The sequence below is a fragment of the Parvimonas parva genome (assembly GCF_016552165.1).
GTDB lineage: Bacteria > Bacillota > Clostridia > Tissierellales > Peptoniphilaceae > Parvimonas > Parvimonas parva.
On sequence record NZ_JACVDA010000004.1, the window covers coordinates 36814 to 52151 of the forward strand.

10 protein-coding genes and 1 pseudogene are annotated in these 15338 nt (G+C 31.7%); all 11 read right to left on the bottom strand.

Going from position 1 to position 15338, the window contains the following annotated elements:
* Window positions 1-14: 14 nt before the first annotated feature.
* The 11 genes and pseudogenes from IBJ83_RS01915 to IBJ83_RS01965 all read right to left on the bottom strand — a co-directional run bounded on the left by IBJ83_RS01915 (window position 15) and on the right by IBJ83_RS01965 (window position 14968).
* The gene (locus IBJ83_RS01915; RefSeq protein WP_201275132.1) at window positions 15-1721 is read right to left on the bottom strand and encodes a DUF2207 family protein; all 1707 of its coding nucleotides are present in this window, start codon (window positions 1719-1721) and stop codon (window positions 15-17) included.
* A 6-nt stretch (window positions 1722-1727) separates the two neighbouring features.
* Window positions 1728-3176 carry a glutamate--tRNA ligase gene (gene gltX / locus IBJ83_RS01920; protein ID WP_201275133.1) on the bottom strand — a complete coding sequence of 483 codons (1449 nt, stop codon included), beginning with the start codon at window positions 3174-3176 and terminating at the stop codon, window positions 1728-1730.
* Window positions 3177-3466: 290 nt separating this feature from the next.
* Window positions 3467-3826: a DUF6176 family protein gene (locus IBJ83_RS01925; RefSeq protein WP_201275134.1), complete on the bottom strand. Its 360-nt coding sequence runs from the start codon at window positions 3824-3826 to the stop codon at window positions 3467-3469.
* 58 nt (window positions 3827-3884) lie between these two features.
* Window positions 3885-6908 (bottom strand): type I restriction endonuclease subunit R, encoded by a 3024-nt coding sequence (locus tag IBJ83_RS01930; RefSeq protein ID WP_201275135.1) that lies wholly within the window; start codon window positions 6906-6908, stop codon window positions 3885-3887.
* Window positions 6909-7730, bottom strand: coding sequence for an ADP-ribosylglycohydrolase family protein (locus tag IBJ83_RS01935; protein WP_201275136.1), 822 nt, complete (start codon window positions 7728-7730; stop codon window positions 6909-6911).
* Between the two features lie 16 nt (window positions 7731-7746).
* Complete coding sequence (locus IBJ83_RS01940; RefSeq protein WP_201275137.1) at window positions 7747-8943, bottom strand: restriction endonuclease subunit S; 1197 nt, start codon at window positions 8941-8943, stop codon at window positions 7747-7749.
* Window positions 8936-9802 (bottom strand): annotated as a pseudogene (locus tag IBJ83_RS01945) (type I restriction-modification system subunit M); the annotation flags it as partial. The gene IBJ83_RS01940 and the pseudogene IBJ83_RS01945, both read right to left, overlap by 8 nt.
* An 82-nt stretch (window positions 9803-9884) precedes the next feature.
* Window positions 9885-11378, bottom strand: a complete 1494-nt coding sequence (locus IBJ83_RS01950) for a recombinase family protein (protein ID WP_003038722.1) — start codon at window positions 11376-11378, stop codon at window positions 9885-9887.
* Window positions 11371-13038 carry a recombinase family protein gene (locus IBJ83_RS01955; protein ID WP_025271975.1) on the bottom strand — a complete coding sequence of 556 codons (1668 nt, stop codon included), beginning with the start codon at window positions 13036-13038 and terminating at the stop codon, window positions 11371-11373. The genes IBJ83_RS01950 and IBJ83_RS01955 overlap by 8 nt, the downstream gene beginning before the upstream one ends.
* Window positions 13038-14723: a recombinase family protein gene (locus tag IBJ83_RS01960; RefSeq protein ID WP_002843660.1), complete on the bottom strand. Its 1686-nt coding sequence runs from the start codon at window positions 14721-14723 to the stop codon at window positions 13038-13040. The genes IBJ83_RS01955 and IBJ83_RS01960 overlap by 1 nt, the downstream gene beginning before the upstream one ends.
* Window positions 14724-14818: 95 nt before the next feature.
* Entirely contained in the window at window positions 14819-14968 is a 150-nt protein-coding gene (locus IBJ83_RS01965) for a hypothetical protein (protein ID WP_002843633.1), read from the bottom strand.
* Between the last annotated feature and the right edge of the window lie 370 nt (window positions 14969-15338).

A 15338-nucleotide genomic window follows, 5' to 3' on the forward strand; every position in this document is an offset into this window, starting at 1 on the left:
TTCCTCCTTTTATATTATCTAGTGCCACCACCGGAGCCTCCACCAAAAGAGCCTCTACCTCCACCTCTGCTGGAGAAACCTCCTCCACCACTTGATGAACTTGCAACAGCAGTTGAATAAGCATCTACAAATGTATTTGAGAATACTGATGAATATATCATCGCAGTATGTAACGAATTTACATCGACATCATATTCTTCCAAAACTTCCGGTGCTAATTTCTTTAATTGTTTTTGAACTTCCTCTGCAACATCAAAAAGTGTCGCATAAATTAATAAATCTTTCCAAACTTTTATTTCTGAAACTTCTCTTTCACTTAAAAGAGTAAAATCTTTCAAATAATTATAGTAACCAACTAAATTTTTAGTAAACTCTTTACCATTTTCGTTATATTCCAACAAAATTTTTCCGTTATCTTTTTTACTTAAAAAACCATTTTGTATTAAAAAGGCTTTAGAATTTTTGTCAAAAACTCCAGTTACTCTTTTAAATTCACTTCTATTTTTCTCTTTAGATAAATACTTTTTAAATTCATTTTGTTGTAAAATTCTGTCCTCACTTGACGCAACTTCAACCATATCAAATAAACTTTTTTCATTTTCATCTTCAAAATTATATTTTATATGGTCATTTATCTTCAAAGACATAGTTTCTTTTTTAAATATAAATCCCGTTTCTTCAGTTATAGGAATCAAAAGTTTATCTTGTATCCATTTTAAGAAATAGGCCCTTATCATAGACTTATCAGAATCAAACTTTGCACTATCCAAAACCATTGATAAGTTTTTCCATTCATTAGTTGGCAAACTTCTATAATATTCACCCTTTAAATCGCCTTTTTTATATCCACCTTTAATTCTTTTACTTTTAAAAGAACCTCTTAAAAGTGGTATAATTGCTAAAATATATAACAATTTATATAACTTCTTAAAACTGAAGGCACTTTGTTTTGTAGTTTTTTTATATTGTGAGCCTTTAAAAGCCATATCTTTATAATATGAAAAGTCTTTATTTATTTTTTCTCCAGAAATTATTTCCCCTTTATTTAACTGAGTTAAAATAGTTACATAGTTTGAACTTCTAAGACCTTCTAAAGTTTTAAAAACTATTTTACCATCAATAAATTCAATTTTACCTTTATTACCAAAAGCCCAAATTTTAGAATTTGTATTGTCAAATTTTCCGTCTTCCTTTGAAATACTAACGCTAACTTTTTGTGGAGGAGCAGATAAGCTGTCATTTACAAATTTCCAGAAAATCATATCTGAATCATTTAACAATTTTACAAAATTTGTAACTTTATATCTTAAAACAAAAGTATTTCTTTTATATTCTCCAAAGCCGAAACAAAGTTCATAACCATTTGAAGTTTTAACAACTCCAGACTTTTTCGCCTTTTGTGCTCTACTTGCTTTTGTATTCCAACCAAACCCTAGTGATTCATACTGAATTTCTTTTCCATTTAAAATTTCTGAAACTTTAAAATCTTTAATTTCACTTTTTCCTAAATTTTCAATCGGAATATAGTATTCAGTTCCCTTAGTTGGCTTGAAATCCATAATACTTTCAATATCTGCACTACCGTCTTTATTAATTTTTACATTTATTTTATTTTCATAAAAATCATCTGCAAAAGCATTTGAAAGTGGTATCGCTAAGATACTAATCAGTATAAAAGAAAATACAAAAAACTTTTTTACGAAATTTCTAAAATTTTTCATAAAAACCTACCCTAATCTTCTTAAAACCTCTTCTTTACCTAAAATTTCCAAAATATTTGAAAGTTCAGGACCATGAACTTGACCTGTAAGCAATGCTCTAACAGGCATATATAAATCTTTCCCTTTAAATCCTGATGCTTTTTGAATTTTTTTCATAAAGCCTTTAGCAACTTCATCATCAATTTCTTCAATTTGAGATAATTCTTCTCTGATTTTTTCTTTCAAAATTTCTATATGAGCAACATTTCTCATTTCCACAGCATCTTGTTCAACTTCAACATCTTCAAATAAAAATCTTGATTGTTCAACTATTTGTGGAAGTCTTGAAATAGATTCTTGGAAAGTCTTTGTGATAAGAAGAAGTCTTTGTTCACAAACATCTTCCTTAACAAAACCTGCATCAACTAAATATGGTTTAACAAGTTTAGCAAGTTCTGAAATTTCCATTTTTCTAATGTATTGAGCGTTAACCCAATCAAGTTTGTCAACATCGAAAACTCCACCGGATTTTGAAACTCTTTCAAAAGAGAATTGTTCAACCATTTCTTCTAAAGATAAAATTTCTTCATTACTTTCAGGACTCCAACCAACAAGCGCAAGATAATTTATAAGTGCCTCAGGTAAATAACCCTTTAATCTGAAATCTTCAACAGATGCATCGTCATTTCTCTTAGATAATTTTTTACCACTCTTATTTAAAACTGTTGGTAAATGAACGAAAGTCGGTTTTTCAAAACCTAATGCCTCATATAGATAAATATGTTTAGGAGTTGATGAAATCCATTCATCTCCTCTAACAATATGAGTAATTCCCATTAAATGGTCATCAATAACAACTGCAAAATGATAAGTTGGAAAACCGTCAGCTTTGATTAAAACTTGGTCGTCCATATCATTTGTATTTATTGTGATTTTTCCTTTGATAACATCTTCAAAAACTATATCTCTATTTTCAGGTAACTTTAATCTAATTACATAACTTTCTCCATTTGCAATTCTCTTTTTAGCATCTTCAATGCTAATTCCCTTGCAAAGTCCGTCATATCTTGGAATCTTTCCGTCAGCTTTTTGTTGATTCTTTATATCGTCAAGTCTTTCCTTACTACAGAAACAATAATAAGCATATCCTTTTTCTATAAGTTCTTCTGCATATTTATTATAAATTCCTTTTTCAACTCTGTCAGATTGAATGTAAGGACCACATTCTCCAACTTCAGTAATCTTATCGTTTTCGTCTAAGCAAACTCCTTCGTCAGCCTCAACGCCTGACCACTTAAGCTCATGAATTAAATTTTCAATAGCTCCTTCAACATATCTTGTTCTGTCTGTATCTTCAATTCTAAGTAAAAATTTTCCACCTTTTTGTTTAGCATATAAATAATTATAAAGTGCAGTTCTAAGTCCTCCTATATGTAAATATCCTGTTGGACTTGGTGCAAAACGTAATCTAACCATTTTCTTTTCCTCCTAAAATAATGAATATAATCTCAAGATAATTATATATCAATTATATTAATTTGTAAAGGTTTTTAACAAAAAATCAAGCTCAAATGCATACATAAAAACCATAAATCTGTAACGATTACATTTTATACTTGCAATTCGTTAAAATATTAATTCTATTTATATATAATACATTATTAATATAATAAAAATAACTCTTTACTCTACTCTTTCTAAAACAAATAGGCACAATTTTACATATTGCAAATAAAATATTACATCTATTCTTATTAAATTTCAATTTATTTAACATTTGAAACATCCCCCATCAAATTAGCTATATGATGAGGAATCATAGAAACTTGCATTGACATTTCAACATGATAATTTTTATCTATACATTCATCCCAATACTCAAGATGCTTTTTATCTATCCACGAATCAGACTCTTCCACTCTTATTCCATTTTCTCCCTGAATTGAATACCAATAAAGATACTCTTCATTATCACATTTTTCTCGAAAAATAGTTTCTACATACATTTTCTCTCCGTCCAAAGTAAGTAATACTTCCTCCATATTTTCATTTAAAAAATTCATCCACTTATCTACTACTTCCGACTTCCCTTTTCTGACACGAAATCGTGATAATTCTATATTCATACTTTCCTCCAAAAATAGTACTTTTTTTATATTTTACTTTCTAAAAATTTACAATATTCTAAATTCCAACAAAAACTTCGACAACTTTTCTTATCTTTTCTAAGACTATTTCTTTTTTCTTTTCTCTTACTCCACCTCTTCTGGATAGTGGGGGGATTATTCCGTCTAATTCATCTCCTGCATATTCCACATATCCTTTTGATACGGATTTTTCTATAAATCTGTTGGCTTTTTCGTTTAGATTTTCTTCAACAATTAGTTGATTAATTTTAACTACTTTTTCTTTTTTTGCAAAATCATAAAAAGTTTCAATAATATCGTCAGTATTTTTCAACTCTGATAATCTTGTCTTGCTTATAAATTCCATAATTAAATCTTCTTTTGCTCTTGTTCCAAGGCTTGATCTGATTACTCTACGAACTTCAGCTTTTAAACTTTCGATATCGTCATTTTCTCTTGCCTTTTCAAGAATCAAAGCTAAAATATAATCTAGATTAATTTCGTCAGTTTTTAACAAATCAATTTGAAATTCAACATCTGAAAAGTCTATTTGTTCCCCTTCAGCTTCTTTACTTCTTCTTTCATTTAAAATGCTTTCTCTGATATCTACATATACACTTTTCATGTCTTGCATTTGTCTATCAGAAATAATTTTTTCAAAACTTTCAAACTCATCAAAATTTCTAAGAATATTCTCAGCCTTTAATAGTTCTCCAAAAAGCTGTACAAATTCTTTTTTATCAGCATCAAGAACAATTTCAGTTGGATCAGGAAATTTTGCAATTATTTCTTCACATATATCCTTATACCCTTTAAATTTCTTTCCTGTTTCTTCATCTGTAAAACCGTTGATATATTCGTCATAACTCTTTTCTAAAATTACATTGACACTATTTTCATCTCCAAAAGTTTTAATCGCATCTTCTGTAGCTTTTTCCAAATTTCTAAAACATACAATATTTCCAAAAGTTTTTACTTTATTTAAGATACGATTAGTTCTTGAAAATGCTTGAATAAGTCCGTGATATCTTAAATTTTTATCTACAAATAGAGTATTTAATGTAGGTGCATCAAAACCTGTTAAAAACATTCCAACTACAATAAGCAAATCAACTTCTTTGTTCTTTACTCTATTAGATAAATCAGAATAATAATTTTGAAATTCCTTTCCTTCAGTTGAAAAATTTGTTTTAAAAAGTTTATTATAGTCATTTATTGCCCTATTCAAGAACTCTTTTGCTGTCGAATCCATAGCCGACGGTTCAAAATTTTCATCCTCTATTTCTCCAATTGCAGATGGGTCTTCATTGGCGGAAAAACTATAGATTGTAGCAACTTTTAATCTCTTTTCTTCCGGTAAATCCTCTTGTTGTTTTTGAAATTCTTCATAATACAATTTTGCAGCCTCTACACTCTGAACAGCAAACATCGCATTGAATCCATTTAATCTTCTGTGTTTTAAATCATAAAACTCATTTCTATGTGTCTTAGTATCAAAAACTTTTAAAACATATTTTGTAATTTCAGAAATTCGGTCAGGATGCATTAACATTTTTTTCTCTAATTTCTTTAGCTTTTCCTCATCCATTTCCATTTCATACTCTTTAAATTTAGGAGTAATATTATTATAGTCAACCTTGAATTTTAAAACTTTTCCGTCTCTAATCGCATCGGTAATTACATAACAATGCAGTTGTGCACCGAATGTTCCTGAAGTCGTATCTCCTTTAAGAGAATTTTCAGGAAAAATAGGTGTTCCAGTAAATCCAAATTGATAATATTTTTTAAATGATTTTCTAATATTTTTTTGTGCATCTCCAAACTGTGAACGATGACATTCATCAAATATAAGAACACAATGTTTATCATAAATTGGATGATTAGGATTTTTCTTTACAAATTCATTTAACTTTTGGATTGTAGTAACAACAATTCTATTGTCATCCTTTTCAATGGATTTTTTAAGTTCTTTAGTGTCCTTACTTCCATTTACACTATCTTCTTGAAATCTTTTATATTCTTTCATAGTTTGATAGTCCAAATCTTTTCTATCAACTACAAAAAACACTTTATCAATAAAATCAAGACTAGTTGCAAGTCTTGCAGTCTTAAAAGAAGTTAGAGTTTTGCCGGAACCCGTTGTATGCCAAATAAAGCCACCAGCTTCAGCAGTTCCTGCTTTTTTACCCTCATAACTTGACTTTATTTTCCATAAAATCCTTTCGGTAGCTGCTATCTGATAAGGTCTCATAATAAGCAAAGTGTTACTTGCATCAAAAACACAATATTTTGTAAGCACTTCAAGAATAACTCTTTTTTCAAAAAATGTTTTAGTAAAATCTTCTAAATCACGAATAACCTTATTTTTAGCATCTGCCCATTCACAAGTAAATTCATAATTATTTTTATTTTTTGCAGTTGTATTTGCAAAATATCTCGTATAAGTTCCGTTGGAGATTACAAAAATTTGCACAAATTTATAAAGAGAATGATCTAAATTAAAACTCTCTTTACTATATCTGTGAATTTGATTAAATGCTTCTTGTAAAGGTACTCCTCTTTTCTTTAACTCTATATGAACTAAAGGCAAGCCATTTACTAAAATAGTTACATCATAACGATTTTGATTTCTATCTCCTCCAATGACTTGATTTACAACTTGTAAAAAGTTATTGTGAATATTATTTTTGTCAATAATTTTTATATTTAGTAGATGTCCGTCATCAAAAGTAAAATCGTAGATATAGTCCTCTTGTATTTTTCTGGTCTTTTCAACCATTCCTTCATTAGGAGCATCTAAATACTCAATTAAAAATCTTTCCCACTCTGAATTTGAAAAAGAAACATTATTCAATCTTTCGATTTGAACTTTTAAATTCGCATACAATTCATCACTAGTCTTGAAATTTTCTCTTTCATAACCTTGAGCAACTAAATTAGCTATCAACTCTCTTTCAAGCTCAGCTTCACTTTGATATGAGCCTTCGCCAACTCTATTATTTTTGTCATAATGTGCTAAGATAATTCCTCCTGTCATCTCAGCAATGGTTGACACACTGTATTTACTCGTATCCTCTGACATCTAAACACTCCCTCCATAAGTTTTAGAAACATATTCTAAAAATTCTTCCAATTTCTTCACTACTTCTTTATCTGATTTTTCAATCCATCTTTTAGGAATGCTTTCATATCCAAATTTTGCACCGGCAATACTTCCTGCTATCCCTGCAATTGTATCTGCATCTCCGCCGTGATTTACAGCACCAATGATACAATCTTCAAAAGATTTCTTTTCACTCCAATAAATAGCATTGTTGAAAGTATTGATAATATATCCACTGGGCTCTAAAAGAACTCTCTTTTTTAGACTTATACTCTTTCCTAAAATGTGAGCTTTTATAATTTCAGTATATTCCTTTAAAATATTTCTACAAATATCATTATTATGCGTAATATCTCCCTGAATAAAATTAATTTCTACAGATTTTTCTGAATTTAATAATGCACAAGGCAGAGCTCTCATAAGACTTCCATTCCCCAAAGCAGTATTATCCTCTGCAATATAATTTCCGGACTCCTTATAAAAAGCTAATGCTCTCCTACATTGATTTCCGATGTCTTTAGGATTAGTATCATACCAATAAACAAAACGATTAGCCACATCTTTCTTAAAATTCTTAAAATCATTTTTCATAAGAACTTCCATAACACAAATTGACATCTGTGTGTCATCTGTAACTTCTCCAGCCTTTAAGTCGAGCCAACCTCCACCTACTATATCAGTAAGTTTTGCGTATTCACTTTTTATTTCAGCCTCACTCATAAATTCAGTAGTTGCTCCCATTGCATCTCCAATCGCAAAACCATAGAGCGAACCCTTTAACCTGTCTTTAATATTATTCATACATCCTCACTTTAAATTATCTATCAAAACTTAATAGCTTTTCTCTGTAATACTCATATTGCTTTTGTCTTAATTCAATTTCCTTTGGCAATAAACCTTTTGTATCAGCTAGCAAAGATTGAAATTTATCAAGAATTTCAACCACTTTGTTTTGAATTTCAATAGGTGGTAAATCTATTCTTAATTTATTCAAAATAGTCTGTGTAAGACTTGGTCTTGTAGAATCTGTACTTAACTTATCCATATCATAATTTTCGATAAAATAATATAAATACTTAGGTATAATTTTTTTGTCATCTATTTCTGTATAAAAAATAGTATCAACATTCCAAAATGGCTCCTCTATATAAAACACATTATCTATTGAACCCTTTCTTGGAATTAGTACAGTAGGTTTATTATATGAATATTTATCGACAAAAACATTCATTTTCCCACCACTACCATATACAGGTATGTTCCCATTTCCTAAAGCTTTCCAATCTTTTCCATTCTTTATTTTTGTGATTTCTCCAAGAGTAGTTACCTTTAAACTATACCCCCCCCCCCCGAGAATTTCTGGGTTATTTGACAATTTATTCAAATATTCTTCGCTTAAAAGCATATCTCTATAATATTCATACTGTTTAGTTCTAGCCTGTAATTCAGCCTGTAATTCAGTAACATAATTTGTAAATTTGTCAAGTATTTTTACAATTTTTTCTTGAGTTTCTATTGACGGAATAGGTATTTGCAATTGTTCTATTTCACTTTTAGCAATTGTCTTTCTAGTATTTCCAAATACTCTTTTATATAATTTTTCTCTAAAATTTTCACTTTGAAATAAATAATTTAAATAACAAGACGTAATAAAAGATTTATTTTTTAAGCGAACTCTCATTATATGGTATGAATATACAGTATTAAAAATATCCTCAGTTGCTACCCCTGACCTAAAAATATCGTCTGTGGTCTCAGAACTGGGAGTAACAAATATATCTCCAAACTCAATATTACAATTTTGTATTTTATTCTCTGGTGCCGTAACATTCATCGTAGGAATATTAGAATTAATATATTGATTTTTATATACATCCATATAATTTAAAAGTTTTATAGGTGACTCTCCCAAAACTTTTTTCTTATCTACTCCTGCTCCTGTTATTTCTGCTATTTCCCCAAGTTTTTTCCATTCAACTTTTTCATTTTTTAGTAATTCATATATTTTACTCATCTTCGAGCTCCTTTACAATTTCGTTTATTGAGCTTCTTAATTCGTCTATTTTCTTTACTGTTTCTTCAATTTCTTTGTTTAGAACTTTTATGTCGATTTTTTCTCTGGTATCTTCTTTTTCAACATAAGTAGAAACGGATAAGTTGTAGTCATTTTCTTCTATTTCCGTTCTATCCACATATCTTGAAAAATATTCTTTATCAGTTCTGTTTCTAAATTCTTCTACTATTGCACTTATATTTTTTTCTTCCAAGATATTGTTATTTGTTTCTTTTTTAAATTCTTTACTTGCATCAATAAAAAGCACCTTGTTTTCAGTTTTGTTTTTAGCCATAACTAATACACAAGTTGCTATTGATGTGCCGAAAAATAAATTTTCAGGTAATTGTATTACACAGTCTATAAAATTGTTGTCTATTAAATATTTTCTTATAGTTCTTTCTGCGCCTTTTCTGTAGAAAATTCCCGGAAAGCATACTATTGCAGCTCTACCATTGCTTGAAAGATAGCTTAGTGAGTGCATAATAAAAGCATAGTCTGCATAAGATTTCGGTGCTAATTTTCCTGCAGGAGCAAAACGTACATCATTAATTAAAGTCGGATCTGCATCACCTATCCATTTAATTGAATATGGAGGATTTGAAACAATCGCATCAAAAGGCTTTTCGTCATTATGTAGCGGATTAAGCAATGTATCTCCCCTTTTGATAGAAAAGTTATTATAATTTACATTGTGAAGAAACATATTCATACGAGCCAAGTTAAAATTAGTCATATTAATTTCTTGACCAAAAAAACCCTCTTCTATGATATGGTCGTCAAATTGTTTTTTCATTTGCAAAAGTAAACTTCCACTTCCCTCTCGTGTCAAGCGAATGACACAAAATATATTGTCTATTTTTAGACAACAAAAGAGAGTGATTTCTCACTCCCTCTTGCGTCTATTTCCATATGATTTTCTGAACAATGCTTCCCTCACATAGGACAGAGTCAATATACTTTTCCATTAGCTCCCTTGTAAGCTCATTATCCTTAACTACCTCATCTTGTTTAGAAAGTTCCGCTATTCTTTCCGATAGGCTTTCAAGTGCTTTGTCGATACTCTTTTTACTTTCTATGAATTTGAGCTTTGTCATCTTGCCGAGTTTGTATTTTTCAAAGTCTGAAGTCTTTTTAGCTTCAAGTCTTTCGACTTGTTTTTCCAAATCTTTAACGCTTATCTTATCCTTTTGCTCAGCTTTAACCTCACCATATTTTTCTTTAATAAGAGCTAAAACCTGCTCTTCAAGTTTCTCCGCTCTTGAATTCTTATGTTCCACATTGTTGCATTTGCAAATTCTACAATGAAAATACTTGTGTACCCTCACGCTTCCATCAAGCCTCGGTCTTTTCGACTGAACAAATCCCAATATATGATTACAAGTAGGGCATTTAGCAAATCCTTGAAGTGGTGAATGCTGTCTCCAAGGATAATCAGTATTCTTACCTTTAATAAAGCGTCTGCTTTCTTTTATGGCTTGAACCTTATCAAATTCTTCCTGAGAGATAATAGCTTCATGATGGTTATGCACCCTGCCCCATTCCTCTTTTGGATGGAATTTGAAGCTTCTGGGTGTCAACACTGATTTTTCTTGCATATTGAAGACATAAGTACCTGTGTAATTTTCGTTTGAGAGCATATCCGTTACAGTTCCGTTTGTCCAAGTAGGATTCTTTCTGTTTTCAGAAGATACGATGTTATACTCGTAGTCCATATTGGTAAGTTCTTTTTTACGCTCATTCGGTGTAGGTATATTCTCAGCATTCATTACGGCTGCAATCTTTCTTGTAGCCATTCCGCTTAAAGCTAAGTCAAATACTTTTCTGACTATCCAAGAAGTTTTTTCATCAATGATGATATTGTACTTATCAACCGGATCTTTCATATAGCCAAGTGGCGGACTCCAAGCAAGGAATTTCCCTTGCTTTTTTAGTTCCGTTGAAACCGACTTAATCTTCTGCGAAATATCCTTTGTATAGAAATCATAGAGCAACCCCTTAAACTGAATATCAAGGTCTGTTCCATTTCCTTTTTCTTTCGCACTGTCATATCCGTCATTTATGGCTATAAATCTTATGCCAAGAAATGGAAAGATATTTTCAAGGTAATCACCAAGAGCAATATAGTCTCTCATAAACCTTGAAAGGTCTTTTACGATGATTGCGTTAATCTTTCCGGACTTTACTTCCTCAAGCATTCTTTGAAAAGAAGGACGCTTTTCATTTGTTCCGGTATAGCCGTCATCAATATATTCTTCTCTTTGAAAAGACTTAAACTCTTCATTTCTATTGAGATAGTCATTCAGATATTGCCTTTGATTGATGATACTCTCGCTTTCGTCTTTCTTCATCTGATCTTCTACGGAAAGTCTGATATAAAGGGCTATCTTACTCACTTTCTACACCTCCCATCAGCATATCCATATTAAATTTGAAAATCACCTCGAAATCGTGATTGGCATAAACGATTATCTTTTCTACAAGGCTGTGAATTAAATCGCCTGAAAGCTTTTCAATTCCCTTTGCTGAAAATACATCCCTTATCCATTTAAGTGATTTTCTCTTTTCCTTTTCAAGCTCTTTTGCCTTGTTTTCAAGAGCTATTACTTCATTGTTAATTGTGGCTATATGACTTAGAGCAATTTCTCTTTTCAGTGAATAAAGCTCCCTGTCAATCTTTCCAAGGCTATATTCCTCATACGCCTTTTGAATGAACAGCTCTTCTTTCAATACCTTATCATTCAGCTTCTGGGTATCTTTTGTGGCAAGGGAAAGCCCCTCATCAAATCTCAAAGACACTCTTTCAATAAACTTTTTCTTACTTGTAGCTTTTGTAATAAACTCGGATACCTTATCACTGATAGCCTTATCTAAATCTCTTTCCATGACGAAGACACTTTTTTCTTTTTCAAGTGTTCCCGTATAGGTGTCATTTTGAAAAGAATAGTAAAGTCTATCCTGATTTTTACCATATATTCTTGTTCTTCTGAAAAGCTCTTTGCCGGTGTTATTGTTGAAAACCAAGCCCTTATATCTATTTTCATAATCTCTTTCAAAGTCGTGCATTTTAGCAGCGAAACGATGATTTTCAAGTCTTTGTTTTCTACCCTCAAGCACCTTTTCAAAATCTTCTTTTGAGATAATAGGCTCGTGAGCATTTTCAAATACTATCTGCTCATTTTCCTCTACAAAATGCTGTTTTACACCCTTTGCAAGATTTTGCTGTCTTACTCCCTGCACCAATGTGCCTGTATAGGCTCTGTTTGTTAGGATTTTAGAAATAGTAGACTTATGCCACTGCGGTTCTCCGTCAAGCCTGTAAACTCTTCCGGTCTTATAGTAAACCATACCTGTGGCATATCCTTTTCTATTAAGGTATCTTGCAACTTCATACTGACTATTACCCTCAAGTGTTAAGCGGAACATCTCTTCTACGATGAAGCGAACTTTTTCATCTATCTCTAATTTCTGTCCCTCTTTCAGCTTTACAACCTTATATCCGTAAGGAGGAACAGTACCGATAAAATATCCGTTTTTTGCTCTGTTATGCTTACTTGTTTTTATCTTGACGGAAATATCTTTGGCATACATATCGTTGACGATATTTTTCAGCGTTACCTCAAATGACTTTTTAGAGTCCAAGTCCTTTACAGTATCCACCTTGTCATTAACCGAGATAAATCTAACACCTAAAAACGGAAATACTTTATCAATCAGTCTTCCCATTTCAAGATATTCTCTGCCAAGTCTTGATAAGTCCCTTATGATAATACAGTTTATCTTTCTATCCTTAATATCCTGCATCATCTCCTGAAACTGAGGTCTTTCAAAATTTGTTCCACTATATTCATAGTCTGTATATGTGTTTAAGACCTTAATGTTTTCTTTTAAGGCATATTCTTTACAACAAAGCAGCTGTGTTTCAATGGAAGAAGATTTCTCTCTCCATTCTTCTTTTCTTTCAGATGACAGTCTTGTGTAAATACCTGCTTTATAAAATACCTTTTCTGTACTATCCTCAGCCTTTTGAATGTATCTTTTGGAAGTCCTTGCCATTAGCAAACACCTCCCACCGCAAGTTTTGGCATATTCATTTCTAAGGCTTCGCCATAAGCTCTGCCTATGGTAAATACTTTCACCTTATTTTCATCTGAAGCCTTAAACTCGCATTTTTCACTGTCTAAAATTGCCTGCATTAGATTTACTGTATCCATATTATTAAAGACAAAGTTTATGGCGTTATCTTCGCCAATCTCTATGCGGTCAATGAAAGACACCAAGGATAATCTATTCAGCGTACCCTCTTCTACATTAGGAATAATATCGGAAACAAAACTACCCTTATCTTTAATTTTTTCTTTTAATTCTTCTATCGTTTTTTGCTTTGTAATAATCTGTTTCTCAATCTCCCTAATCTTAAGAAGATAATTTTTTCTAAATCTCTCAAACTCTTCTGTGGTAATAAGCTCTTCTTCCAGGTCCATATAAAGAGAGCCTCTAAGCCTTTCATACTTTTTCTTTTCCGCATTTAAGGAGTCGAAATCAGCCTTGATTGTGAGCTTAGAAATATCAATCTTACTTACCTTTTTAAGAAGCTCATTATATTTTGAAAGATAATCATTAAGAGCATGAATGGTAGCACCTATTACATAATCTTCTTTAACGCTATGCCTTGTGCATTCGCCCTTGATGTTATATTCGGAGCATATATAAAAGATGTTGTAGCCGTCTTTTGACTTGACCTTTCGTCTAATCATCGGGCTGCCGCAATCTTTACAGTAAAGCATTCCAGACAGAATACTCGGATTTTCTTTTGAAGCTTTTACATCTCGAAGCAGCATTTTATTTGCCAGTGCAAATACGGATTTGGAAACAATGCTTTCGTGAGCATTTTCTATTATGATCCAGTCATCCTTTGCTACATCGACTTCTCTTTTGGATTTGTAATTGAGCTTTGCCGTCTTGCCTTGTTCTAAAACGCCAATATATACCTTATTGGTGATGACCCTGTTGACCATCTTAGCATCCCACTTGGCATCTTTTACGATAAAGCCCGTGTTAAAGTTATCGCCTTTATTCTCCTTGTGCCTGGACGGTGTAACCGTACCTATGCTGTTTAGAAAATCAGCGATTGCTTTTGAGGAATATCCCTCAATTTTCATATCAAAAATACGGCTGACAATATGAGAAACCTCCGTGTCAACCACAAGCTTATGCTTATTCTTACTGTCTTTCTTATAACCGAATGGAGCGAAAGAGCCGATAAATTCTCCGTTTTTCCTTTTGACCTCCTTAGATGATTTTACTTTCATAGAAATATCACGGCAGTAACTGTCGTTGATAAAATTTCTAATAGGAAGTATCAGGTGGGTATCGCTCACATCAGCGTTGTCGCTGTCGTAATTATCATTTACGGAAATAAAGCGTACACCTTTTTCGGGAAATATCTTTTGTAAGTATTTGCCGGACTCGATATAATCTCTACCGAAACGGGATAAGTCTTTTACGATAATTATCTTAAACTTACCTGCGTTTAAGTCTTCAATCATATTCTTGAAGTTCGGTCTGTCAAAATTAGAACCGCTAAAGCCGTCATCTACATATTCATTAGATATGGTAATGCCGTTTTCCTTAGCGTAAGACTTGATGATTTGTCTTTGATTTGAAATAGAATTACTTTCTGAAATATCCCCGTCTTCTCTTGAAAGACGAAGATACATACAAGCGATATTATTGTTCATAAGAACCCTCCTAAAATTTTATTTTGGCAAATAGTCATTTAGGAAGATTGCTTCTACCGCTTATATTGTACCGCACCTGGATTTTTATGTCAGCCCTATAGTTTTATGACCGACCTTAAAAGGTGCATTTCAATAATATCCAGCAAATCAAGCTTTTCGCTCTTGCTGCTTGAGTAGGTTATCTTCTTCTCATAATTTTTCTCTATTTGCTTTTTATCTTCATTTTTCTTGTTTTCATTTTTCATGATCATAACCTCGCATTTAATCGAATATAAGTTTTTTGACATTGGTAGGTGCTTGGCAGCAACATAGGAATCTCACCTCCGCCTCTTATTCCAGACGAGCCGGCTTAAACTATTGAAGTATCATTATCACTACTTGTTTCAACGAACAGATTGCCACATCTGTTTTTATGTATTCTTATTTATCGCTCGCTTTCTTGTTTCCTTGATTTATCAGTATTCATAAAACCAAAATTTCTTTCAGCAGAAAGGTCATGGCGTAAGTCATAATTCTCCACAAGTAGATAAAGTCCTACCTTGGTCTATTCAGTTGTCAAAGAGCAATATTTGAAAGGGATTGTTTTCTTTACATTTTCCTATTTGCCATAAGCAG

Coding starts and splice junctions, on each gene's coding strand:
- IBJ83_RS01915 (WP_201275132.1), bottom strand. CDS start 1,721: ATGAAAAATTTTAGAAATTTCGTAAAAAAGTTTTTTGTATTTTCTTTT.
- gltX (WP_201275133.1), bottom strand. CDS start 3,176: ATGGTTAGATTACGTTTTGCACCAAGTCCAACAGGATATTTACATATA.
- IBJ83_RS01925 (WP_201275134.1), bottom strand. CDS start 3,826: ATGAATATAGAATTATCACGATTTCGTGTCAGAAAAGGGAAGTCGGAA.
- IBJ83_RS01930 (WP_201275135.1), bottom strand. CDS start 6,908: ATGTCAGAGGATACGAGTAAATACAGTGTGTCAACCATTGCTGAGATG.
- IBJ83_RS01935 (WP_201275136.1), bottom strand. CDS start 7,730: ATGAATAATATTAAAGACAGGTTAAAGGGTTCGCTCTATGGTTTTGCG.
- IBJ83_RS01940 (WP_201275137.1), bottom strand. CDS start 8,943: ATGAGTAAAATATATGAATTACTAAAAAATGAAAAAGTTGAATGGAAA.
- IBJ83_RS01955 (WP_025271975.1), bottom strand. CDS start 13,038: ATGGCAAGGACTTCCAAAAGATACATTCAAAAGGCTGAGGATAGTACA.
- IBJ83_RS01960 (WP_002843660.1), bottom strand. CDS start 14,723: ATGAACAATAATATCGCTTGTATGTATCTTCGTCTTTCAAGAGAAGAC.
- IBJ83_RS01965 (WP_002843633.1), bottom strand. CDS start 14,968: ATGAAAAATGAAAACAAGAAAAATGAAGATAAAAAGCAAATAGAGAAA.